The following is a 23373-nucleotide window of genomic DNA, read 5'->3' on the forward strand; positions in this document are numbered from 1 at the left end:
ATTGCTTGGATTTGGATTCCCAACAAGAAATGCAGGGTTGAATCCCTTGCTGTATCGCGTTGCAGCGCGACAGAAAAAATGTCAAAACCGATAGGTTAATTTAGGCGTGGCCGGCGACCGTGGCGAGGCGCGACGGATCGATACCCATATAGGCGAGCAGCCGATCATAGGTGCTGTCAATGTTCGGATCGAAGAGCAGATCGTGCGGCGCCTGGCAAGTAAGCCAGCCATTATTGGCGATCTCGTTTTCGAGCTGGCCGGAGGCCCATCCCGAATAACCCAAGGTCATCAATGCCTTGCGGGGACCACGTCCGCCTGAGATGGCGCGCAGGATGTCGACCGTTCCCGTCAAGCAGAGTTCCTCGGCAACGGGCATTGTGGAATCCGTAAGATAGTCGTCGGAATGGAGGACGAAGCCGCGGCGCACTTCGACGGGCCCGCCGTTGCGGACGAGGAAATCGCGCGTTCTGTCCGGCATCATGATGACTTGCTGCTCATCGAGCACGCCAAGCTGCACCAAAATTTCCGCAAATTCCATTTCTTGGGCGCGATTGATGATGAGACCCATCGCGCCATTTTCCGAGTGGGCGCAGATGTAGATAACCGAGCGCGCAAAACGGCTGTCTTCCATCCCCGGCATGGCGAGAAGGAATTGTCCATTCAGAAAACCGGCTTCGTTGGTCGCGTCTCTCAAGTTTCCCATAAGAATAAGGGTACCAAGGATTCTATAAATGACAACGCCCAATGGTAACGAATTGTAAACGACAGCGGTTACCGGGAAGAAAAGTTTGGCTGAACACGACTTCGTCACACAGATATGATGGGCAAATCCCCTCATCTCCTTGATCGCAACGAAAAGCATTGTAATTGTCGCCGCCATGAAAACAAAATTCCTTTACCTCGTTGCCTCATTGCTCTTCGCTCTTCCGGCGGCCGCTGCCAGTTCAGACTGGACCAGCACGCCCGGCGGCAAGGTCCGCGTCATCGTCGACAATCCTGCGGTCGGTACCCCGGAGGTCCGCGGCGCCATCCAGATCAATCTCGATCCGGGCTGGAAAACCTATTGGAAGGAACCGGGTGACGCAGGCGTGCCCCCGGAACTCGATCTCACCGCGAGCAGCAACATCAAAGCCTATGCGCTTGCCTTCCCGACGCCGCACCGTTTCGCCGATGGAGGCACGCAGTGGGCCGGGTACAAGAAGCCCGTGTCACTCCCGTTCACGCTGACGCTGGAAGACCCAGCCAAGCCGGCCCATCTCAAGGGGCACGCCTTCCTCGGCATATGCGAAACAATCTGCATTCCCGTCACGGCCGAGTTCGATATTGCCATCGACGGTACGCCGAGCGACCCGCTGACCAAAGCGCAGATATCGACCGCATTTGATCAATTGCCGGCACCAGCATCGGCGGAATTCGGCGTTCGAGCCGTCACGCGCGACAATGACCATCTTGATTTCACGGCTGATCTTGCGGCGGGCAGCGAAGAGATCGATTTATTCGTGGCTGCGGAAGGCGGGGCCAATTTCGGCATGTCGAAATTGAAGAGCCGCGACGACAAAAGCGCCGTCTTTGCCGTGCCGCTCGTTTCGGGCGCACAGGCAAAGCCTGGCCTCCTCTACTATACGCTGGTGCAGGGCGACAAGTCGGTATCCGGAAAAATTCCCTTCAAGGAATAGCTCGACTTTTCACCATCCGCACCCTATCTGCGATAGGCCTTTGCGCAATCTCAAGAGGAGCGATTCATGACTATCAAGGTAGGCGAACGTTTGCCCGATGCCACATTCAAGACCAAGACCGATGAGGGCGTCAGCGAAGTACGCTCCGACAGCCTGTTCAAGGGCAAGAAGGTCGTTCTCTTTGCCGTTCCTGGTGCCTTCACGCCCACATGCAGCATGAACCACCTCCCCGGTTATCTCGAAAACCGCGACGCTATTCTCGCGAAGGGCGTCGATAGCATCGTCGTCGTCGCCGTGAACGATCCGCACGTCATGGGCGCCTGGGCCAAAGCGACCAACGGCGAAGGCAAGATCCAGTATCTGTCGGATGGAAATGCGACCTTCACCAAGGCCGTCGGCCTCGATATCGATCTTGCCGCCGGCAATATGGGCGTGCGCTCGAAGCGCTATTCCATGCTCGTCGAGGACGGCGTCGTCAAGGAACTCAACATCGAGGAAGCGCCTGGACAGGCCGTTACATCGAGCGCTGCAACCCTGCTCGGGCAGCTCTGATCTTATGGCTGCGAGGGCTTTACCGGCCCTCGCCTCCTTGAACCACCGGCTTGCGCTTGAACGGAGCCATGCCCGCGCGCGCAAGTTCATCGGCGCGCTCGTTTTCAGGGTGGCCGGCGTGCCCCTTTACCCAATGCCACACGACCTTATGTCGCTTGCGCGCCTCATCAAGCTGCTGCCAAAGCTCGGCGTTCTTTACCGGCTTCTTGGCCGCCGTTTTCCAGCCATTGCGCTTCCAGCCTTCGATCCAGCCTGAAATACCGTCGCGCACATAGACGGAGTCCGTATAGAGATCGACGTGGCAAGGTTCCTTCAGCGCGCTCAGCGCCGCAATCGCCGCCATGAGTTCCATGCGGTTGTTGGTTGTGTCCGCCTCGCCGCCGGATAGTTCTTTTTCGTTGCCATTCCAGCGCAGGACAGCGCCCCAGCCACCCGGACCAGGATTGCCGGAACAAGCGCCGTCGGTGAACGCTTCGATATCCTTCATGCGCGTCGTCCTTCGAGGACCAGCCCGTATTCCTCGGCGGACTTGATCTGGCGATGAAACCGCATGCGGCGCAGATACTCCATCGGGTCCTTCTTCACGACGAGGCTGCCCTCAGGCGTGTTCAGCCAGTCATAGAGGCGGGTCAGCATGAAGCGGAGGGCCGAGCCACGCGCAAGGATCGGCAGGCTTGCCGCCTCGTCGGCCGAAAGCGGCCGGATGGAATTATAGCCGCGCAGCAGCGCAGTACCCTTGGTGAGGTTGAACGCATTGTCCTTTTCGAAGCACCAGGCGTTGAGACACACCGCAACGTCGTAGGCGAGAAGGTCGGTGCAGGCGAAATAGAAGTCGATGAGGCCGGAAAGCTTGTTGCCGAGGAAGAAGACATTGTCCGGAAACAGATCCGCGTGAATGACACCATGCGGCAGGTGCGATGGCCAGTTCGCCTCGAAAAACGCGAGATCGGCTTCGGTTTCGCTGGCAAGGCCAGGTTCCACTCCGTCCGCGCCTGCCCTGGAATTCTCCCAGAGCGGCCGCCAGCCTTCGACCGAGAGCGCGTTCTTCCGCCGCATGGGGAAATCCTCGCCCGCAATGTGCATCCGCGCTAGCGCCTCGCCAAGCGCGAAGCAATGCTGCACCGTCGGGCGGCGCATCCACATGCCTTCAAGGAAGGTAACGATCGCGGCGGGGCGGCCGGCAAGCTCGCCAATGCTTGAACCGGATTTCTGGTTCACCGGCAATGGACAACTGATCCCCTTGCCCGCGAGATGGCGCATGAGACCGAGAAAGAACGGCAGGTCGTTGCTATTCACCCGCTTCTCGTAAAGGGTCAGAATGAACGAGCCTGCACTTGTGTGCAGGAGATAGTTCGAATTCTCGACACCTTCGGCAATGCCCTTATAGGAGAGCAGCTCGCCGATCTCATAGTCCTTGAGAAAATGCGCCAGGTCGATTTCGTTGATGTCGGTGTAGACGGCCATGATCAGGGGCTTCCGTTGACGAAGGCCATGTCGAGGCTTGTCAGTTCTACGTCACGCAGATCGCGCATGACGTGGAAGTTTTCGGTCTCGATGGTCGTTTCAGCAAGTTCGATGGACACGGTGTAGCGTTCCGAAAAGAATTGAATGATTTCGTCGACGATGATTTCCGGAGCCGAGGCGCCGGCGGAAAGTCCAACCACGGATATGTCGCCGACCTGGTCCCACTCGATGTCCGAGGCGCGCTGCACCAGCATCGAGTGGCTTGCGCCCGAACGCTCCGCGACTTCGACGAGCCGCTTCGAATTGGATGAATTCGGCGCGCCGACAACAAGGAAGAGGTCGCATCCCGGAGCCGCCGCCTTCACCGCGTCCTGGCGGTTGGTGGTTGCATAGCAGATGGATTCGGCGGCCGGTGCCATCAAGGCTGGAAAACGCTGCTGCAGGGTAGCAATAATTCCGGCGGTATCGTCCACCGAAAGCGTTGTCTGCGTCACGAAGCCGAGATTGTCCGGATCGACGGGCATGTAGGCCTCAGCGTCCTCGATCGTTTCGATCAGCGTAACGGCGCCTTCCGGCAGTTGGCCCATCGTTCCGATAACCTCCGGATGGCCGGAGTGACCGACCAGGATCACGTGCCGGCCGAGGCGCTGATGCCGCATCGCCTGCTTGTGCACCTTGGAGACCAGTGGACAGGTGGCGTCGAGATAAAAGAGGTTCTTGTTCTGCGCATCGGCGGGAACAGATTTAGGCACGCCGTGGGCGGAAAAGACCACGGGCTGGTCGCGATGTTCCGCTGGGATTTCGTCGAGTTCCTCGACGAATACGGCGCCCCGGGCCTGCAGGCCCTCGACCACATAGCGGTTGTGCACGATTTCGTGGCGCACATAGACCGGTGCGCCGTATTTTTTTAGAGCCAGAACCACGATCTGGATCGCCCTGTCCACCCCGGCGCAAAATCCGCGCGGTCCGCAAAGGCGGATTGTCAGCGGTCTCTTCTCAGGCATCTTTATCGTCTCGCGGAACCGGTTGAAATGCTACTTGGACTTGGGCGGCAATTAGCGGGAAGTCAAGTCGGAAGACGATGCTGCATCGACGGCCGCCTTGTTTTCCGCTGGGAGTTTATAGCGTCGCCGCAGCGAGATTGCCAAAATTACGACCAGGGTTGCCGCAAGGCCATACCAGGTGACGGCATATTGCAAGTGGCTGTTGGGCAGATCGATGATCGTGACCCCGCCGACCGGCGCACCACCCGGGTTGGGCGTCTTGTCGGCGTCGATGAAGAAGGGCACGAGCTTTCCCTTTTCGATCCCCGACTGCGAGGCCATAGTCGCGAGGTCTTTCCAGTAGTAGATATTGGCGGAAAGATCATTGTCCGGAACAAGCGAGGACGGCTTGGCATCCAGCGGGTTGCGGGCAAGGCCGGTGATCGTCACCTGGCCCTCGACCTCGCCCGCTGGGCGCGTCGCCGGTTCCTTCCGGTCGTAGGGCACGAAGCCGCGATTGACGAAAACCGCGCGGCCGTCATCAAGCAGCAGCGGCGTATAAACGTAAAAGCCGGAATAACCGTCGTAGGTCGCGAAGAAATGCCGCTCCTTGTCGTTCAGCAGCCGGCCGGCAACCTTGACGGTGCGGTAATCGACATCCTGACCTTCGTTCCAGACCTTTTCGATTTCGGCGAGCGGAACTGGTGCGGCATGGGTCCGCGCTTCGATCTCCGCAAGGAGACCTTCCTTCCAGTAGAGCCGTTCGACCTGCCACGTGCCGAGCGCCACGAGAATTGCGAAGAGCACTGCGCCAAGGATAAGCGTGATCCAGGGAAATCTTGGGCGGTCCGCCGCTACGTATGTCTTACTCATGAGCGGTCGGGCGATCGAGCCGTCCCTCTGCGGCCTTGTGCTTGTACTGGAGGGCGATGAGAATGCCCTTCATCCAGCGGAGCGTGGCGAGACAAAGCACGAGTGCGAGCGGTATCCACAGGATGAAATGGACCCAGAGCGGCGGGTCGATATTGACCTCCATCCACAGGGCAAGGCCAACCACGATGAAGCCGATCAGCAGCATGACCAGGACGGCCGGCCCCTCGCCCGTATCGATGAATGAATAATCGAGACCGCAATTGGTGCATCGCGGAGCGGGCTTTACAAATCCATCGAACAATTTGCCCTGGCCGCAACGCGGGCATTTGGCCTTGATGCCAGCCACGATCGGATCGGTCGGCGGGTAAAGGGCTGTGTCTTCGTTCATTGGAATCTGCGCTCAAAGGATTGTTTCAGTTGGCGTTGTGATCGGGACAAGCGTCCAGATTAAGGCCACGGCGATTAGTGACGCCGTTTGGTTGATCTGTCCAGCAGCCAAGTTGAAGCACATCCCAAAGAAAAGGGCGGGCCATGTCGCCATGCCCGCCCCTTCATGTCTCGACAGATGCCGCTTATTCGACGGCCATCGGTGCGCCCCAACCGGCCCATACATAGATGGAGAAGAAGAGGAACAGCCAGACGACGTCAACGAAGTGCCAATACCAGGCTGCAGCTTCGAAGCCGAAATGCTTCTGCGGGGTGAAGTCGCCGCGGATCGAGCGCAACAGGCAGACCGCCAGGAAGATGGTGCCGATGATCACGTGGAAACCATGGAAGCCGGTCGCCATGAAGAAGGTCGCGCCGTAGATCGAATCCTTGAAGGCGAACGGTGCGTGCACATATTCGTAGGCCTGCACGAAGGTGAAGAGCATGCCGAGCAGAACCGTCAGGGTGAGGCCCGTGATGAGGCCCTTGCGGTCATTGTGGATGAGCGCATGGTGCGCCCAGGTAACGGTGGTTCCCGAAAGCAGCAGGATGATCGTGTTGTAGAGCGGCAGATGCAGCGGATCGATCACCTCGATGCCCTTGGGCGGCCAGATGCCACCGGTAAAGGCGGTACGGGCGACCTGCTCGACCTCGCCCGGGAACAGGCTTGCGTCGAAGAAGGCCCAGAACCAGGCAACGAAGAACATCACCTCCGAGGCGATGAACATGATCATGCCGTAGCGCAGGTGCAGTTGGACAACGCGGGTATGATGGCCCTGCTTGCTCTCCTTGATCGTATCCGACCACCAGCCGTACATCGTGTAAAGGATGATCACGAGACCGATGAGGAAAATCCATGGGCTCGTCAGGTTGGCCCTGAACAGCACGAGTTCACCGCCGGCGTGGTAGCGCATGAATGCGATACCGCCGAGGGCCAGGACGAAGGCACCGACCGATCCGAGGAACGGCCACGGACTTGGATCGATGATGTGGTAGTCGTGATGTTTCTGGTGTGCTTCGGCCATTCTAACCCCCGCAATTTCTGTTCATCTGTAAGACACCGGCGAGAGCCGGCGCAAGTTCAAAGCTGTCCTGACCCGTTCTCTTTCTTGACATCGGTATTGGCGGCAAGCGGGGCCGGCATTGCGATGGGGAAGAACGTGTAGGACAGGGTGATGGTATTGACGCCCTTCAGTTCGGGCGCGTTGACAATGTCCGGATCGACGAAGAAGACGACCGGCATTTCAAGGTCTTCGCCAGGCTTGAGCACCGTATCGGTGAAGCAGAAGCACTCGACCTTGTTGAAATAGGCGCCGGCGGCCTGCGGCGTAACGTTGAAAGCCGCGCGTCCGGCCGTCGGCTTGTCCGCGATGCTCTTTGCCTCGTACTTGATCAACGAAGTCTCACCGATCTTCATCGTGACTTCGCGCTGCACGGGCTCAAATTTCCACGGCAGGGCGCCGGAGGTGTTCGCATCGAAGCGGACCGTGATCGTCTTGTCGAGAATCGTGTCGGACATCTGTTCGACTCGTTGCGTCGTCCCGCCATATCCGGTCACCTGGCAGAACATCGCGTAGAGCGGAACCGCCGCAAAGGCCATGCCAACCATGCCGAAGAAGAAAGCAAGGCACGAAATCGCAATCGTGCGATCCGAAACCTTCCGCTTCCGCCCGGATGGCGCATTTGCGCTCTTTACGGTTTCCTCAGACATTGAACCACTCATTACATCGGCCGGATCAGGATGTTGGCGCCGAGCTTCGCCCAGGTGCCGACATAGACGATGATGACAAAAGCAGCGAGCGCCAGCGCAAGTGCGATAGAACGGCTGCGCTGCGCCTTCTTCTGCTTGTCGGTTAGGGTCACGCGATCATTGCTCATATCAGGCACCTGCCAATAGTAGTGCTTTGCGCACGAGAATTTCGCCGAGAAGGACAGCGTAGATTCCGAAGAGGTAGAGGATGGAGAAGGCGAACATCTTCTTTGCCGGCTTGATTATGTCCTTGCCCACCGGCGCCCGCCATACCCGCCAGGCATAGACGATGAAAGCGACGCCCATGGCCGCGGCGAAAAGGCCGTAGGCCGGGCCGGCGAAGCCCATGATCCATGGCAGAACCGCAACGGGCGCAACGAGGAGCGTATAGAGAAAAATCTGGAACTTGGTCGATGCCGGACCCATCACATTCGGCATCATCGGGATCTTCGCTTTTTCATAGTCGTCCGACATGAACAGCGACAGCGCCCAGAAATGCGGCGGCGTCCACAAAAAGATGATCATGAACAGCACGATGCTTTCCATGCTCACCGAATTGGTAACGCAAGCCCAGCCGATCATGGGCGGGAATGAACCGGCGGCGCCGCCGATAACGATGTTCTGCGGCGTCGAACGCTTCAGCCACATCGTATAGACGACCGCATAGAAGAATATCGTAAAGGCCAGCAGGAGTGCCGAAAGCACATTGATGAAAAGGCCGAGCGTGACGACCGAAAACGCCGAGAGCAACAGGCCGAAGGTCAGCACTTCCTGGCGGCTGATACGCCCGGCGGGAATCGGCCGCTTGGCCGTGCGCTTCATCACGGCATCGATATCGGCGTCGTACCACATGTTGAGCGCGCCCGAGGCGCCTGCCCCGACGGCGATACAAAGAATGGCTATGCCCGCAAGGACCGGATTGATATGTCCCGGCGCCGCCAGCAAGCCGACAAGCGCGGTGAAGACCACGAGCGACATAACCCGCGGCTTGAGCAGCACGACATAATCCGACGCACTGGCCTCCGAAAGGCCGATGCTCGTATCCATGCTCGCGTTTTTCTCAACCAATGCCATTTGTTCGTTCTTGCTGCAGTCCGATAGATTGTCGTCAGGGCCATCCGGACCACTACCATCAATGGTCCGGACAGCCATTGTCTTACTTGATACGCGGGAGCTGTTCCCACTGATGGAACGGCGGCGGCGAAGAAAGCTGCCATTCCAGCGTGGTCGCACCGACGCCCCATGGGTTTGCCCCTGCCTCACGCTTCTTGGCAAAAGCCTCGAAGACACCGAAGAGGAAGATCAGCACGGCAACACCGGAAATGTACGAACCGATCGACGATACTTCGTTCCAGCCGGCAAAGGCGACCGGATAGTCGATGTAGCGGCGCGGCATGCCGGCAAGGCCGAGGAAGTGCTGCGGGAAGAACACGAGGTTTACGCCGATGAACATCACCCAGAAGTGCGTGTTGGCGATCGCGTGGTTGTACATGTAGCCCGTCATCTTCGGGAACCAGTAGTACCAGCCGGCGAAGATACCGAACACTGCGCCGAGCGAAAGCACGTAGTGGAAGTGTGCGATCACGTAATAGGTGTCGTGCATGGCGCGGTCGAGACCGGCATTGGCGAGCTGGACGCCCGTCACGCCGCCAATGGTGAAGAGGAAGATGAACCCGATCGCCCAGATCATCGGCGGCTTGAATTCGATCGAGCCGCCCCACATCGTTGCGATCCACGAGAAGATCTTCACGCCCGTCGGCACGGCGATGACCATCGTCGCGAAGACGAAGTAACGCTGGGTCTCGAGCGAGAGACCCACGGTGTACATGTGGTGCGCCCAGACGATGAAGCCGACGACGCCGATGGCAACCATTGCGTAGGCCATGCCGAGGTAGCCGAAGATAGGCTTCTTCGAGAAGGTCGAGACAATGTGGCTGATGATGCCGAAGGCCGGCAGGATCATGATGTAAACTTCCGGATGACCGAAGAACCAGAACAGATGCTGGAACAGCAGCGGATCGCCGCCGCCTTCAGGCGAGAAGAAGGTCGTGCCGAAATTGCGGTCGGTCAGAAGCATGGTGATGCCGCCAGCCAGAACCGGCAGGGCCAGGAGCAGCAGGAAGGCGGTAATCAGCACCGACCATGCAAAGAGCGGCATCTTGTGCAACGTCATGCCCGGAGCGCGCATGTTGAAGATCGTGGTGATGAAATTGATCGCACCGAGGATCGAGGACGCACCGGCGATATGCAGCGAAAGGATCGCGAAATCCATCGCCGGCCCGGGCTGGCCCGTGGTCGAATAGGGCGGATAAATCGTCCAGCCGCCACCGGTGCCGTAGCCGCCGGCAGGACCCGGAACGAACATCGACAGGATGAGGAGCAGGAGCGCTGGCGGGAGCAGCCAGAACGAGATGTTGTTCATGCGCGGGAACGCCATGTCCGGCGCACCGATCATGATCGGCACCATCCAGTTGGCAAAGCCGCCGATGAGCGCCGGCATGACCATGAAGAAGATCATGATAAGGCCGTGCGCCGTCGAGAAGACGTTATACATCTGCTTGGCGCCATCGATGGCGGCGTCGCCTTCATAGCCATAGACCATGGACGCAAGGCCATGGAAAATCTGGATGCCGGGCTGTTGCAGCTCGGCGCGCATGGCGATCGAAAGAGAACCGCCAATGAGACCGGCCACGATCGCGAAGATCAGATACAGCGTACCGATATCCTTGTGGTTGGTCGAATAAACCCAACGCGTCCAGCCTGTCGGCTTGTGAGCGTCGTGGGCTTCGTGAGCTGCAGAACCTGCCATCAAAGTGCTCCCGTTCCTAATCTAGTGCGTCAGCCAGCTCAGTTGCCGGCGACGTTCACGTTCTTGTCTGCATCGATTTTCGCGGTCAACGCCTTGTATGCGCCCGGAAGATCCTTTCCGGCAGCGGCGAACCACGTATCGTATTGTTGCTGCGAGACCACATGGATCGCAATCGGCATGTAGGCATGGTCCTTGCCGCAGATCTGCGAGCACTGACCGTAGTAGAGGCCTTCCTTTTCAGCCTTGAACCAGGTCTCGTTGCTGCGGCCGGTGACGGCATCCATCTTCACGCCGAAGGCCGGCATGGAGAAGGAATGGATCACGTCGGCGCCGGTGACGAGAAGGCGGACCGTGGTATTGACCGGCACGACCATCTCGTTGTCGACGGCGAGGAGATATGGGAAAGCTTCGCGATCTTCCTTGCCGAGGGTGGGGCGGTCGGCATCCTTCAGAAGCACCGAATCGAACGAAACCGGCGCCTCACCGGCCTGATATTCATAGCCCCAATACCACTGGTAGCCGGTCGCCTTGATCGTCAGCTTGGGCTCTTCTGGAGAATATTGGGCTGTCAGGAGCTGGAAAGAGGGAATTGCCAGGAAAAGCAGGATGACGACTGGTCCAACCGTCCACACGATCTCGACGGCCGTGTTGTGGCTGGTCTTCGAGGGAACCGGATTGGCGCTCGCACGATAGCGAATCATGACCCAGGCCAGAAGCACCATCACGAACAGCGTAATCGGGACGATAAACCATAAAGTATAGCGCTCGAACCAGACGATCTGCTCCATGATGCCGGTAGCAGCGGGTTGGAACGTCATCTGCCAGGGCTCGGGCTTTGCTGCATGAGCAGCTGTTCCAGCACCGAGCAGGCCACCCAGGACACCCATCAGCGTGACAAAATTCTTCTTCACCTAGAAATCTCCCGAATGAAGCTTTGATTCCATACGATAACACCGGGCGCAGGAAGGCCCGGTCATATGCCGCGTTCAAACCACACATTAGCTTACATCGCAAGGAAGGCGAACGTGATCTCATGCGGCATTTTTGCGCGCAGCTTTCCATTGCGGAGGCACACGGCGGCTTGAACGGGCATGTTTTTTCGCATCCGCCGCGTTTTTGCTGCCCAAGGCATAAAAGGGCTCACAATCCGGCCATTATTGCATTACACGACACATTGATGGCCGCTCTATGCTGGGGAGTGTTGGTGCGGCATTCTTTTCATCTTCGACGGGTAGGTTTAACGTCTGGATGATTCGTTTTGGAGCCTATATGTCGTTTTTTCCGCTACGCAGCATCGCCATCGGCCTGCTTACCCTGTCGTTGACCGCCCTTGCGGGCACTGCCATGGCAGCGCAGCAGAGCGGTACGGTCAAATCCACGCACGGAGCATGGTCGATCCTTTGCGATACGCCCGCAGGCGCCAAATCCGAACAGTGCGCTCTCATACAGAATGTCGTCGCCGCCGACCGGCCCGAAATGGGCCTCTCCGTCGTCGTGCTGAAGACTGCGGACAACAAGGCTAAAATCCTGCGGGTGCTCGCGCCCCTCGGCGTCCTCTTGCCCAACGGGCTCGGCCTCAATGTCGATGGCAAGGACATCGGCCGCGCCTATTTCGTGCGCTGCTTCGAAGATGGCTGTTATGCAGAAGTCATACTCGAAGACCAACTGGTCCAGACATTGAAGACCGGCAAGGCCGCAACCTTCATTGTATTCCAGACGCCCGAGGAAGGCATCGGCATTCCCGTCGAGCTCAACGGGTTTGGCGAAGGCTTCGACGCCCTTCCATAGTCGGCTCATATCAACAAACACGCGCGTCTTGTACTTGTCGTGGGACGATGAATGGCCTACATGCCGTTCATGTATTTTGAAACGGACGTTTTATTATGAAAAGCCTTATCGACAGTTTTGATGTGCCCCGTGAAAAAGTCCTTGAAACGGTCAAGAAAAGCCTTGCCGGCGCCGACGATGGCGAACTGTTTCTCGAGTACAGAGAATCGGAAGGCCTTGTCTTCGACAATGGCCGCCTGAAGAACGGGTCTTTCAATCAGGATCAGGGCTTTGGCCTGCGCGCCGTTGCTGGTGAAGGCGTCGGCTATGCTCACGCGGGCGAGTTGTCGCTTGGTGCCCTGAAGCGCGCCGCGGATGCCGCATCCGCGATCCGTACCGGCTATGCCGGCACCTATACCGCTGCCCCACCCGGAACCAATCGCAGCCTCTATAGCGACGAAAATCCGCTCGGGTCGCCGACATTCGAGGCGAAAGTCAAGTTGCTGCAGGAGATCGACGCCTACCTTCGCGACAAGGATCCCAAGGTTCGACAGGTCTCGGTCTCGCTCGCTGGGTCGTGGCAGCAGGTCGAGATTTTGCGCGCCGACGGCCATTTCGTGCGCGACATACGCCCGATGGTCCGCCTCAACGTCAGTGTCGTCGTCGGTGAAGGTGACCGCCAGGAAAGCGGATCGTTCGGCACCGGCGGCCGCAAAGGTTTTGGCGAGTTCATCGCGACCGACAAATGGCATCACGCCGCGGACGAAGCACTGCGACAGGCGCTCGTTAATCTCGAAGCCATCCCCGCCCCCGCCGGCACCCTGGATATCGTGCTTTCGAGTGGTTGGCCCGGCGTCATGCTGCATGAAGCTGTCGGCCATGGCCTTGAAGGCGATTTCAATCGCAAGAAGACGTCCGCCTTTGCCGGACTGCTCGGACAGCGGGTCGCCTCCAAGGGCGTCACCGTGGTCGATGACGGGACCATTGCGGAACGGCGCGGATCATTGACGATCGACGACGAGGGCATGCCGACCAACAAGACGGTGCTGATCGAAGACGGCATTCTCGTCGGCTACATGCAGGACCGGCAGAACGCCCGTCTCATGGGCATGCAACCGACCGGCAATGGCCGGCGCGAATCCTACGCGCACGTGCCGATGCCACGCATGACCAACACCTATATGCTCGACGGCGACAAGACGCCCGAGGAAATCATCGCTTCGGTCAAGAAGGGTATCTACGCCGTCTCGTTCGGCGGCGGTCAGGTGGATATCACCTCCGGCAAATTCGTCTTCGGTTGCACCGAGGCCTATCTGATCGAGAATGGCAAGGTCGGTGCGCCGATCAAGGGCGCCATGCTGATCGGCAACGGACCGGACGCGATGCAGCGCATCTCGATGATCGGCAATGACCTGCAGCTTGATACCGGAATGGGCATGTGCGGCAAGGCGGGGCAGTCGGTCCCCGTCGGCGTCGGCCAACCGCATCTGCGTATGGACCAGATGACGGTCGGCGGCACCTCGGTTTAACCGGCCTTTATCGCCTAGATGTGGACAGGCAAGATTCACCCTCTGTCCGGCAGGACAGAGGGTGTGCTTCAAATTCAAGCCCTCTATTTCTTGCTCAACAGCGCCACGGCCTCGACATGGGGCGACCAAAGAAACTGGTCGATCGGGATCACCCGGTCGATCCGGTAGCCGCCCTTGACGAGTATGCTCAAGTCTCGTGCCAGGGTGACGGGATTGCATGACACCGCCGCGACTTTCGGCACGGTGGATTTGGCAATCTCGATCGATTGCGCTTCGGCGCCGGCACGCGGCGGATCGAAAACAAGTCCGTTGAAGGGCGCGAGTTCACGCGCAAGAAACGGCCGGCGGAAGAGATCGCGGCGTTCGGCGGTCACCGGCTTCAGGCCCTGCACCTGGCGCACGCTACGGTCAAGCGCGGCCACCGCCGCTGCATCACCCTCCACCGCATGCACCGCGGATTTCTCGGCAATGCGCAAGGCGAACGTGCCGGCACCCGCAAAAAGGTCGAGCGTCTTCTTGGCCTTGGCGAGATGGGCGGTCACCAGAGCTGCCATGGCGTTTTCTGCATCGACTGTCGCCTGCAGGAAGCCGCCGGCTGGCAAAAACACCGGCACCCTGCCGAATTGAACCATGGGCCTGCGCGGTTCGACGATGATTTCGCCTTCATAGGTCAAGCGGGCAAAGCCCTTTTTCAGCACCAGCGCCGTCAGGGCCTGGCGCTTTGCGGCGTCCGGGGCCTGGCAACCCGAGACCATGATGTCGAGACCCGAGGCCGTTGCCGTCACGGTCAACCGAAACGGCTTCATCCCCCCACCGACAACCGCAACGAGATCGCGCAGGTCATCAAGGCGCGACACGATATCAGGCAGGGTCACCGGGCATTCCGAAATGTCGATGAGATCATGGCTGAGATGGCGATTGAAGCCGAGCACCGCGCCGTGATCGCTCGTGCGAGCCGCAAACACCACGCGCCGGCGGGTCTGCGGCATGCAGGGCACCAGCGGTTCAAGATCGAAAGCGAGCCCCCTTCCCGCGAGGGCTTCCTGAACCAGCGAGCGCTTCCACACCCGATAGGGTTCATCCTGCCAATGTTGCAGCGCACAGCCGCCGCATTCTTCGAAGTGGCGGCAGGCAGGAGCGATGCGCTCCGGCGAGGCTTCGAGCAAAGCCATGAGCGTGCCCCGACCATTGTCGAGCGCGATATTGGCGGTCTCGCCTGGAAGTGAGAACGGAACGTAGGCGATCCCGGATGCCGTCGAGGCAATGCCGTCGCCGCCCGCTCCCATCTTCTCGATTGTAACGCGTGTGCTCATCAAACTTTTCTTTTCAATCCGGCGAGAAGATACTCGCGGTTGCCGTCGCCGCCTTCGATCGGCGAAGGACAAAGTCCGAGCGCGTTCCAGTCCGGCATTGCATCAAGCCATTTTCTTAGATCATCCGCCACCCGTTCGCCATCCTTCGGGTCGCGCAAAATTCCGCCCTTGCCGATGGCCTCGCGCCCGGCTTCGAATTGCGGCTTGACGAGGAGGACGCAGTGCGACCCGGGTTCGGCCAGATCGAGGGCTGGCGGCAATGCAAGTTTCAGCGAGATGAAACTGACGTCGGAGACGACGAGATCGGCCTTCAGGCCGCCAAAATGGTCTCGGGTCAGTTCCCGCGCATTGAGCGATTCAAGGTTGGTTATCCGCGGGTCGCCGCGCAACCGCTCATGCAACTGTCCGTGCCCTACGTCGACAGCTGTGACATGGGCCGCGCCGCGTTCAATCAGCACTTGCGTGAAGCCGCCGGTCGAAGCGCCGATATCCAGGGCTGCTCGCCCAGCAACGGGAATGTCGAAATGGTCGAGGCCGGCAATGAGCTTGAGCGCAGCGCGGGAAACGTAGGCGCTGGCGGGGTCGTCAACGAGGATGATGGCGGCTGCGCCAATCACCGCGCCCGGCTTGGTGACGACGGCACCATCCACTTTGACAGTCCCACGCACGATCGCATCGCGGGCGCGCGAGCGGCTGGCAAAGAGGTCTCGTTCGACCAGAAGCTGGTCAAGCCGCATTGTCACGCGCGTGCTGGCGCAACCAGTTGATCGCGTCCGAGCGCATTGAATACGGCCTGTACAATACCGGCGTTGTCGAGCCCGGCGCGCGCATACATGGCTTCGGGCTTGGCGTGATCCTGGTAGGCGTCCGGCAGGGTCAGCACGCGGACGCGCAGGCCATGGTCGAGAAGCCCGTCGCGGCTGAGGAAATGCAGCACGTGCGAGGCGAAGCCGCCGACCGCGCCTTCCTCGACGGTGACGAGAACCTCGTGTTCGCGCGCGAGGCGGCGAATGAGGTCCTCGTCGAGCGGCTTGGCGAACCGTGCATCGGCGACCGTGGTGGAAAGACCGGCGGCGTCGAGTTCATCGGCGGCAACGAGGCACTCCTGCAAGCGCGTTCCGAACGACAGCAGCGCGACCTTGGCGCCCTCGCGGACAATGCGTCCCTTGCCGATCTCGAGGATCGCTCCACGCTCCGGCAGGTCGATGCCGATGCCATCGCCGCGCGGGTAGCGGAAGGAAATCGGACCTTCATCGTAAGCGGCGGCCGTTCGGACCATATGGCGAAGTTCGGCCTCGTCCGATGCGGCCATGACAACAAAACCCGGCAAGGCAGCAAGAAAGCCGGTGTCGAACGAGCCGGCGTGCGTTGCGCCGTCGGCGCCGACAAGTCCAGCGCGGTCGATCGGAAAGCGTACGGGCAAGTTCTGCAACGACACGTCATGGACGACCTGATCGTAGCCGCGCTGCAGGAAGGTCGAATAGATGGCGGCGAAGGGCTTGTATCCTTCGCTCGCCATGCCGGCCGCAAAAGTTACCGCATGCTGTTCGGCAATGCCGACGTCAAACGTGCGCTGCGGAAATACTTCCCCGAAGAGATCGAGACCGGTTCCGCCCGGCATCGCCGCCGTGACAGCGACGATCCTGTCGTCACGGCGCGCTTCCTCAATAAGGCTCGTCGCGAAGACCTTCGTGTAACTCGGTGCGTTTGCAGGCGGTTTTGCCTGCGCGCCGGTGATCACGTCGAACTTGTTGACGCCATGATATTTGTCGGCTGCCGCCTCGGCAGGGGCATAGCCCTTGCCCTTTTGTGTGACGACGTGGATCAAGACGGGACCGTCCATCGTGTCTCGCACGTTCTTCAGAACCGGAAGCAGATGATCGAGCTTATGGCCATCGATCGGGCCGACATAATAGAAGCCGAGCTCCTCGAACATGGTGCCGCCAGTCCAGAATCCGCGCGCATATTCTTCCGAAAGCCGCGCCTTTTCCTGCAGGAATTTTGGCAGTTTCTTCGCCAACTGTTTTGCCGTCTCGCGAAACGTGCGATAGGCCCGGCCGGAAACGAGGCGCGCAAGATAGGCGCTCATTGCGCCGGTCGGCGGCGCAATCGACATGTCGTTGTCGTTGAGAATGACCACGAGCCGCGCATCGAGCGCGCCGGCATTGTTCATCGCCTCGTAGGCCATGCCCGCCGACATGGCACCATCGCCGATGACGGAGACGACATTGCGCCTCGTTCCGGCGAGGTCGCTGGCGACAGCCATGCCGAGCCCGGCGGAAATCGAGGTGGACGAATGGGCAGCGCCGAATGGATCGTATTCGCTTTCGCTCCGCCTGGTGAAACCGGAAAGCCCGCCCTCCTGGCGCAAGGTCCGGATGCGGTCGCGCCGACCGGTCAGGATCTTGTGCGGATAGGCCTGATGGCCGACATCCCAGATGATACGGTCGTGAGGCGTGTTGAAGACATGGTGGAGCGCAATGGTGAGCTCGACGACGCCGAGGCCCGCGCCAAGATGACCACCGGTCGTCGACACCGCATCGATAAGCTCGGTGCGCAGCTCAGAAGCGAGTTGCGGCAGGTCCGACTCCGGTAGCGCGCGCAGGTCCGAAGGGATCTTGACGCGGTCGAGCAGCGGTGTGTCAAAATTCTTGGCCAAGGTGCGAGGCTCCGTTTAAAAAGTCAGGCGTTCCTAGAGTAAATCGACCTGTGCGGCAAGGAGCCGGGCCTTTGCCCTACCCCTCCGGCAGGGGAATGAATTCTTCTTCGTCGCCAGGGACGATATCGAAGCGGCCGCTGCGCCACTCTTCCTTGGCCTGTTCGATACGCTCCTTGGACGACGAGACGAAATTCCACCAGATATAGCGCTGAGAGGGCAGAGCTGCGCCGCCAAAAAGCATGAAATGCGCGCCTTCCGGTGCACTGATGATGATTTCGTCGCCGCTGCGAAACGCTAGCAGGCGGTCGGCCGGGAATGTCTCGCCGGCGACCTCGACCGGGCCTTCCAGCGTATAGATCGCCCGCTCTTCGGCCGCTGTCCCCGGTATCTGGATGCGTTTTCCGGGTGCAAGGCGAATATCGACATAGAGCGTTTCGGCGTGCTGCTGTACCGCTGACTTGGCGCCGTGGAGCGTTCCCATGACCACGCGCACGTCGACGCCGTTTTCGCTCATCGAAGGAAGCTCGGCGACGCCGGTATTGGCAAAGGCCGGGTCGATCTCTTCGAGATGGTCCGGCAAGGCGAGCCAGGTCTGAAGGCCGGAAATGGGCAGCGGCTCCTTGCGCAATTCTTCCGGCGACCGCTCAGAATGGACGATGCCGCGCCCCGCCGTCATCAGGTTCACATCGCCTGGACGAATAACCATTTCGGTGCCGAGGCTGTCGCGATGACGTATCTGGCCGTCGAAAAGGTAGGTCACTGTCGAGAGTCCAATATGGGGGTGCGGGCGCACGTCGATCCCCTGGCTCGGACGCAGAATTGCCGGGCCCATGCGATCGAAAAAGATGAAAGGGCCGACGAGCCGGCGCTTGGCGGTCGGCAGCGCGCGGCGCACTTCAAGATTGCCGATATCGCTGGTGCGAGGAATGATCAGCGTTTCGATGGCGTCGGCGGCCGTCCTGTCGCCGGGCTCGGGGTCATTGCCAGGGAAAAAGCTCATGGGCGCACTCCTTGGGTCACACCACGACCCGAATTGATACCAACCATAGAGTCCCGGCGCGCCGTTGAACAGCGTCGCTCAATTACTCGGGATCAAGCGGCTCGGTGCCGACCGGCTGTCCGTCACGGCCGAGGCGAATCTTTTCGACCTTGTCTTCGGCAACTTTCAGCAAGGCATCGCAATGTTTCTTCAGCGCTTCGCCGCGCTCGTAGATGCGAATCGACTGTTCGAGTGGCACGTCACCGCGCTCGAGGTCATCGACGATCTTCTCCAATTGGTCGAGCGCCTGTTCGAAGCTCATGGCAGCGATATCGGTATTGTTCGGGGCGTCTGCCATGGTCAACCTTCCATCAAGCGTTTGATATGCGCGCCCGCGGAGAGCGACATTCCCTTGAGGTCGTAGCCGCCTTCAAGAAGGCTGACAAGGCGATTTCCAGCAAAGCTCCCAGCTCTTTCCATGAGCATGGCGGTTGCCCAGTCGAAATCCTCTTCATCGAGGTTGATTTCGGCGAGCGGATCGCGGCGATGCGCGTCGAAGCCCGCCGAAATGATGATGAGTTCGGGCTGGAAAGTATCGAGCGCGGGCAGAATCCGCGTGGTGAACGCTTCGCGGAAATGGTCGCTGCCGGTCATCGGTGCAAGCGGCGCGTTGACGATATTGCCGGCGCCGGTTTCGGATTTCGCACCGGTGCCGGGATAGAGCGGCATCTGGTGCGTCGAACAATAGAGCACCGAGGGATCGTCCCAGAAAATTTCCTGGGTGCCGTTGCCGTGGTGGACGTCCCAATCGACAATCGCGACCCGTTCAACGCCGTGCGCGTTTTGGGCATGGCGTGCGGCAATCGCGGCATTGTTAAAAAGGCAAAAGCCCATGGCCTTGTTGCGCTCGGCGTGATGGCCGGGCGGGCGCGAGGCAACGAAGACATTGTCCGCCCGCTTGGCAAACACATCGTCGATGGCGGCGTTGGCCGCGCCGATCGCCGTCAAGGCCGCCTCCCAGCTTTTCGGGCTGACTGTCGTATCGGCATCGACGCGCGTCAGCCCCTCATCCGGTATCGTGCCGCGGACGCGCTCGATAAATTCCTGCGGATGCGCATAAAGGATCGTCGCCTCATCACCCATCGGCGCTTCGGCACGGTCCAGACCGTCAAAAGCGCTATCCTCCAGCACCTTGGCGAGCGCGCGCAGCCGGTCGGGACGCTCGGGGTGGCCCGGGAGCGTTAGGTGTTCGAGATAGATCGGATGCGTATAAAGGCGAGTAACCATGAAAACTTTCTGCGCTGCCAAAAGGGCATGACCATGACCAATTAGTTGCAGAGCGAATTTGCACCGGTCGGAGCAGCTTGTTCAAGGCGAAAGTGGACGGGTTGATACGAAAGTCGAATTGACGTGGCGTAGCGAACAACCCTCTCATAACAAGGTCCCGTCAATTGCGCGTGAACACATGACTACCATCTCCGATGTCAAGAAACTCATCGCTCCCTTGCTCGAACGCCACCATGACCTCGCGCTCGTCAACCGCAAGCTGATAATCAAGTCGGTCCGACATGTCCTGCGATTTGTGTGCATAGACCGTCGGAGTGACCCGTTCACGTTTGCTGCCGATACAGCCGTGAACCTGTCGTTTTTGAACTTTGGCGGTTGGTCGCTGAGCGGTGGGCGAATGCTCTACATACCAGGACGGCTTTGGGACACGCGCGATCCGGAATCGCTGCAGCTTCTTCGCGATATGATCGAGTTCGAGGCGCTGCCTGAGTTGCGCGCCATCAATACGATCGACGATTTCGTTGCACACCGCTCGAATGACCCGGAGAATTCGCGGTATTTTTTCGCAAACCTCAACTGCTTGGCTGTCATCGCCATCGTCAAAGGCGATCTCGACAAGGCGGCATCGATCCTTGAGGCGGGCTTGGCCAGTGGCAAACAGGATTGCGTGCCCAAATATTATCCCCTGCTTCTCGCCCGCGACCAGCAAGGCCTCCTTGATTTCTTCCGCAGGCAGCAACTGAACTCGATCGCGGCGCTCAAACTCGAAAGCTACTTCGAGCCGGCGCCCTTCCCGGTCGAGTTGCAGGGGCAACCGGGCGCTAGGCTTCACCCAGGGCCTGCGTAAGATCTGCGACCAGATCGTCCGGATGCTCGATGCCAATCGACAGGCGGATGGTCGAATCGAGAACGCCGATACGCTGGCGCACATCGAAGGGCACGCCCGAATGCGTCATCGTCGCCGGGTGGCTGGCAAGTGATTCCGTGCCGCCGAGGCTGACCGCAAGCTTCAAGATCTGCAAGGCATTCAGGAACTTGAACGCCGCAGGCTGACCGCCGACAATATCGAACGAGAAGGTGGAACCCGCGCCGGTGCATTGCGCCGCGAAGGTCTTGCCGAGCGGCGATGACGGGTCATGATAAGGCAGGTAGTGGATTTTCTCGACCTTCGGGTGCTCGCGCAAAAAGTCGGCGATGATGGCCGCATTGTTATTCGCCTTCTCCATTCTAATCCCAAGCGTTTCAAGCGAACGGCCGAGCATCCAGCACGAATGCGGATCGAGCTGGGTGCCGATAGCGCCGCGCAGCGCCTTGACCTGTTTCATGACGGCCTTGGAGCCGAGGGCCGCGCCCGCGATAAGATCGGAATGGCCGCCGACATATTTGGTCAGGGAATAGAGCGAAATATCAGCGCCATGCTCGATGGGGCGCTGGAACACCGGCCCGAGCAACGTGTTGTCGCAGGCGATCACTGGGCGATGGCCTTGCGTTTCGGAAATTGCGTCGGCAACCCGGCGGATCATCGCCACGTCAACCAGGCTGTTCGTCGGATTGGCTGGCGTTTCGATCAAGATCACGGAGACCCGCCCGCGCTTCATCGCGTCCTCGGCGGCAGCTTGAACGGTTGTCTCGTTCACACCGTCGGCAAAGCCGACTGCGGCCACGCCCATGTTGAGGAAGGTCTTCGCAAGCAGCGTTTCCGTGCCGCCGTAAAGCGGCTGCGAATGAAGGATTGCATCGCCGGGACGGACGAAGGCGAGGAGCGTCGTTGCGATGGCCGACATGCCGGACGAGAACAGGGCACAGCTTTCTGTACGCTCGTAAACGGCAAGTCGGTCCTCGACGATTTCGCTGTTCGGATGGTTGAAGCGCGAATAGACGAGCCCGCCGCCGGTGCCCTCCGGCGGCTCGCGCCGCCCCGAGACGAAATCGAAGAAATCCCGCCCCTCCTCCGCCGACTTGAACACGAAGGTCGAGGTGAGAAATACTGGCGGCTTCACCGCGCCTTCGGACAATTCCGGATCATAACCGTAATTGAGCATCAAGGTTTCAGGATGCAACTCGTGATTGCCGATGCGGGTTTTGGAGGGATGGGGCGCGGTCATAACAGTCTCCTCGCTGGTAGCCTTACCAGCGAGACTATAGCAGATGGGAAGACCGTTCCTTGCGAATTTGCCCGGCTAATCGCAAGAGTTTGAAGGTTAGAGGATGTCCGTCTTCGTGATCTGGATGCCGAAACCCTCGAGGCCGACATAGTGGCGCTCGCGCGACGATAGAAGCCGGATCGAGGTGATCCCGAGATCTTTCAGGATCTGCGCGCCAAGTCCGATCTGCCGCCATTCCTCCTCGCGCACCTTCGCTTCGGCGTGGGCCTCGCGGTCCTGGAGGGTGGCACGATTGCGGTCATCGTCACGGCCGACGCCGACGGAGCCTTCGCGCAGATAAACGATCACGCCGCGCTTTTCTTCGGCAATGCGCTTCATGATGCTGTCGAGCGTGTTGCGCGCGCCGAATACATCGCTCAAGACGTCTTCGCGCTGCAGGCGTACCGGCACATCCTCGCCGTCACGAATATCGCCGTAGACGATAGCCGCGTGGTGCATGGGCTCCCACGGCAAGGCATAGGTAATGGCCCTCGCCTTGCCAGCGCACGTGTCGATATCATATTCGCCGATGCGCTCGATCAAGGTCTCCTTGCGCTGCCGATAGGCGATGAGGTCGGCCACCGTTACCTGGTGCAGATTGTTCGTCTCGGCAAAGGCCGCGACCTGCGGGCCGCGCATTACCGAGCCATCGTCATTGACGAGTTCGCAGATGACGCCGACTGGCGGAAGCCCGGCAAGCTTGCACAGGTCGACGGCAGCTTCGGTATGTCCGGAGCGCATGAGGACGCCGCCTTCGCGCGCGACAAGCGGGAAAATGTGTCCGGGCCGGACAAAATCCGCCGCGCCTGCATTGGGATTGGCGAGATTGCGCACGGTGAGCGTACGATCATCGGCGGAAATGCCCGTCGTGGTGCCATGCTTGTAATCCACCGTCACGGTGAACGCCGTTGCATGCGGCGCGTCGTTCTCGGCGACCATCGGCGCGAGATTGAGACGCCGCGCATGGTCGCGGGGCATGGGCGTACAGACGATGCCCGAGGTGTGGCGGACGATGAACGCCATCTTTTCCGGCGTGCAATGCACGGCCGCAACGATCAGATCGCCCTCATTCTCGCGTCCGTCATCATCCATCACGACGACGATTTCGCCGCGTTCGAAGGCGCGCAGAGCATCGACGACCCGTTTTTGATTGTAAGCCATG

Annotated in this window: 25 protein-coding genes; 5 read left to right on the forward strand and 20 right to left on the reverse strand. The window is 59.9% G+C overall.

Annotated features, from left to right (window positions below; genetic code table 11):
* Positions 1–100: 100 nt before the first annotated feature.
* On the reverse strand, positions 101–703 hold the full coding sequence (locus tag BR48_RS0103655; RefSeq protein ID WP_027230064.1) for a YqgE/AlgH family protein: 603 nt from the start codon (positions 701–703) through the stop codon (positions 101–103).
* Positions 704–878: 175 nt separating this feature from the next.
* Here BR48_RS0103655 and BR48_RS0103660 point away from each other — a divergent pair, with 175 nt between their 5' ends.
* Both BR48_RS0103660 and BR48_RS0103665 read left to right on the forward strand, forming a co-directional pair.
* Positions 879–1676: a protein-disulfide reductase DsbD domain-containing protein gene (locus BR48_RS0103660; RefSeq protein WP_027230065.1), complete on the forward strand. Its 798-nt coding sequence runs from the start codon at positions 879–881 to the stop codon at positions 1674–1676.
* Positions 1677–1742: 66 nt separating this feature from the next.
* On the forward strand, positions 1743–2228 hold the full coding sequence (locus BR48_RS0103665; protein ID WP_027230066.1) for a peroxiredoxin: 486 nt from the start codon (positions 1743–1745) through the stop codon (positions 2226–2228).
* A gap of 19 nt (positions 2229–2247) precedes the next feature.
* Here BR48_RS0103665 and rnhA read toward each other — a convergent pair whose 3' ends face one another.
* The 11 genes from rnhA to coxB all read right to left on the reverse strand — a co-directional run bounded on the left by rnhA (position 2248) and on the right by coxB (position 11420).
* Positions 2248–2715, reverse strand: a complete 468-nt coding sequence (rnhA, locus tag BR48_RS0103670) for a ribonuclease HI (protein ID WP_027230067.1) — start codon at positions 2713–2715, stop codon at positions 2248–2250.
* Positions 2712–3692 carry a homoserine kinase gene (locus tag BR48_RS0103675; RefSeq protein ID WP_027230068.1) on the reverse strand — a complete coding sequence of 327 codons (981 nt, stop codon included), beginning with the start codon at positions 3690–3692 and terminating at the stop codon, positions 2712–2714. Before BR48_RS0103675 ends, rnhA begins: the two co-directional genes overlap by 4 nt.
* Before the next feature lie 2 nt (positions 3693–3694).
* Entirely contained in the window at positions 3695–4696 is a 1002-nt protein-coding gene (gene ispH / locus BR48_RS0103680; protein WP_027230069.1) for a 4-hydroxy-3-methylbut-2-enyl diphosphate reductase, read from the reverse strand.
* A 51-nt stretch (positions 4697–4747) separates the two neighbouring features.
* A complete protein-coding gene (locus BR48_RS23710; RefSeq protein ID WP_051614514.1) occupies positions 4748–5548 on the reverse strand; it encodes an SURF1 family protein in 801 nt (266 codons plus the stop codon).
* Positions 5541–5936, reverse strand: a complete 396-nt coding sequence (locus BR48_RS0103690) for a DUF983 domain-containing protein (RefSeq protein ID WP_027230070.1) — start codon at positions 5934–5936, stop codon at positions 5541–5543. The genes BR48_RS23710 and BR48_RS0103690 overlap by 8 nt, the downstream gene beginning before the upstream one ends.
* Positions 5937–6120: 184 nt before the next feature.
* Positions 6121–6999, reverse strand: coding sequence for a cytochrome c oxidase subunit 3 (locus BR48_RS0103700; RefSeq protein ID WP_027230071.1), 879 nt, complete (start codon positions 6997–6999; stop codon positions 6121–6123).
* A 56-nt stretch (positions 7000–7055) separates the two neighbouring features.
* Positions 7056–7685: a cytochrome c oxidase assembly protein gene (locus BR48_RS0103705; RefSeq protein ID WP_027230072.1), complete on the reverse strand. Its 630-nt coding sequence runs from the start codon at positions 7683–7685 to the stop codon at positions 7056–7058.
* A gap of 11 nt (positions 7686–7696) precedes the next feature.
* Positions 7697–7852, reverse strand: a complete 156-nt coding sequence (locus tag BR48_RS26420; RefSeq protein ID WP_027230073.1) for a hypothetical protein — start codon at positions 7850–7852, stop codon at positions 7697–7699.
* A gap of 1 nt (position 7853) precedes the next feature.
* The gene (locus BR48_RS0103715) at positions 7854–8798 is read right to left on the reverse strand and encodes a heme o synthase (protein ID WP_027230074.1); all 945 of its coding nucleotides are present in this window, start codon (positions 8796–8798) and stop codon (positions 7854–7856) included.
* A gap of 82 nt (positions 8799–8880) precedes the next feature.
* Positions 8881–10533 (reverse strand): cytochrome c oxidase subunit I, encoded by a 1653-nt coding sequence (gene ctaD / locus BR48_RS0103720; RefSeq protein ID WP_027230075.1) that lies wholly within the window; start codon positions 10531–10533, stop codon positions 8881–8883.
* A 38-nt stretch (positions 10534–10571) separates the two neighbouring features.
* Positions 10572–11420: a cytochrome c oxidase subunit II gene (gene coxB, locus BR48_RS23715; protein ID WP_036813808.1), complete on the reverse strand. Its 849-nt coding sequence runs from the start codon at positions 11418–11420 to the stop codon at positions 10572–10574.
* A 382-nt stretch (positions 11421–11802) separates the two neighbouring features.
* On the opposite strand from coxB, the gene BR48_RS0103735 reads away from it, so the two are divergent.
* A complete protein-coding gene (locus BR48_RS0103735; protein ID WP_027230076.1) occupies positions 11803–12321 on the forward strand; it encodes an invasion associated locus B family protein in 519 nt (172 codons plus the stop codon).
* A 95-nt stretch (positions 12322–12416) separates the two neighbouring features.
* Entirely contained in the window at positions 12417–13829 is a 1413-nt protein-coding gene (gene tldD / locus BR48_RS0103740; protein WP_027230077.1) for a metalloprotease TldD, read from the forward strand.
* A gap of 83 nt (positions 13830–13912) precedes the next feature.
* Here tldD and BR48_RS0103745 read toward each other — a convergent pair whose 3' ends face one another.
* From BR48_RS0103745 to BR48_RS0103770, 6 genes are all read right to left on the reverse strand, one after another.
* Positions 13913–15142, reverse strand: coding sequence for a class I SAM-dependent RNA methyltransferase (locus BR48_RS0103745; protein ID WP_027230078.1), 1230 nt, complete (start codon positions 15140–15142; stop codon positions 13913–13915).
* Positions 15142–15879 carry a TlyA family RNA methyltransferase gene (locus tag BR48_RS0103750; protein WP_027230079.1) on the reverse strand — a complete coding sequence of 246 codons (738 nt, stop codon included), beginning with the start codon at positions 15877–15879 and terminating at the stop codon, positions 15142–15144. The genes BR48_RS0103745 and BR48_RS0103750 overlap by 1 nt, the downstream gene beginning before the upstream one ends.
* A gap of 2 nt (positions 15880–15881) precedes the next feature.
* Positions 15882–17801 (reverse strand): 1-deoxy-D-xylulose-5-phosphate synthase, encoded by a 1920-nt coding sequence (gene dxs / locus BR48_RS0103755; protein WP_027230080.1) that lies wholly within the window; start codon positions 17799–17801, stop codon positions 15882–15884.
* Positions 17802–17877: 76 nt separating this feature from the next.
* The gene (locus BR48_RS0103760; RefSeq protein ID WP_027230081.1) at positions 17878–18801 is read right to left on the reverse strand and encodes a pirin family protein; all 924 of its coding nucleotides are present in this window, start codon (positions 18799–18801) and stop codon (positions 17878–17880) included.
* A gap of 82 nt (positions 18802–18883) precedes the next feature.
* The gene (locus BR48_RS0103765) at positions 18884–19138 is read right to left on the reverse strand and encodes an exodeoxyribonuclease VII small subunit (RefSeq protein ID WP_027230082.1); all 255 of its coding nucleotides are present in this window, start codon (positions 19136–19138) and stop codon (positions 18884–18886) included.
* Positions 19139–19140: 2 nt separating this feature from the next.
* Positions 19141–20067, reverse strand: a complete 927-nt coding sequence (locus BR48_RS0103770) for a histone deacetylase family protein (RefSeq protein WP_027230083.1) — start codon at positions 20065–20067, stop codon at positions 19141–19143.
* 178 nt (positions 20068–20245) lie between these two features.
* On the opposite strand from BR48_RS0103770, the gene BR48_RS0103775 reads away from it, so the two are divergent.
* Positions 20246–20914, forward strand: a complete 669-nt coding sequence (locus BR48_RS0103775) for a hypothetical protein (RefSeq protein ID WP_027230084.1) — start codon at positions 20246–20248, stop codon at positions 20912–20914.
* Here the strand turns inward: BR48_RS0103775 and BR48_RS0103780 are convergent.
* Positions 20889–22172 carry a cystathionine gamma-synthase family protein gene (locus BR48_RS0103780; protein WP_027230085.1) on the reverse strand — a complete coding sequence of 428 codons (1284 nt, stop codon included), beginning with the start codon at positions 22170–22172 and terminating at the stop codon, positions 20889–20891. The genes BR48_RS0103775 and BR48_RS0103780 overlap by 26 nt on opposite strands.
* 96 nt (positions 22173–22268) lie before the next feature.
* Entirely contained in the window at positions 22269–23372 is a 1104-nt protein-coding gene (gene ribB, locus BR48_RS0103785) for a 3,4-dihydroxy-2-butanone-4-phosphate synthase (protein WP_027230086.1), read from the reverse strand.
* Between the last annotated feature and the right edge of the window lies 1 nt (position 23373).

This window comes from Phyllobacterium sp. UNC302MFCol5.2, assembly GCF_000686005.1.
GTDB classification, from domain to species: Bacteria; Pseudomonadota; Alphaproteobacteria; order Rhizobiales; family Rhizobiaceae; genus Phyllobacterium; species Phyllobacterium pellucidum.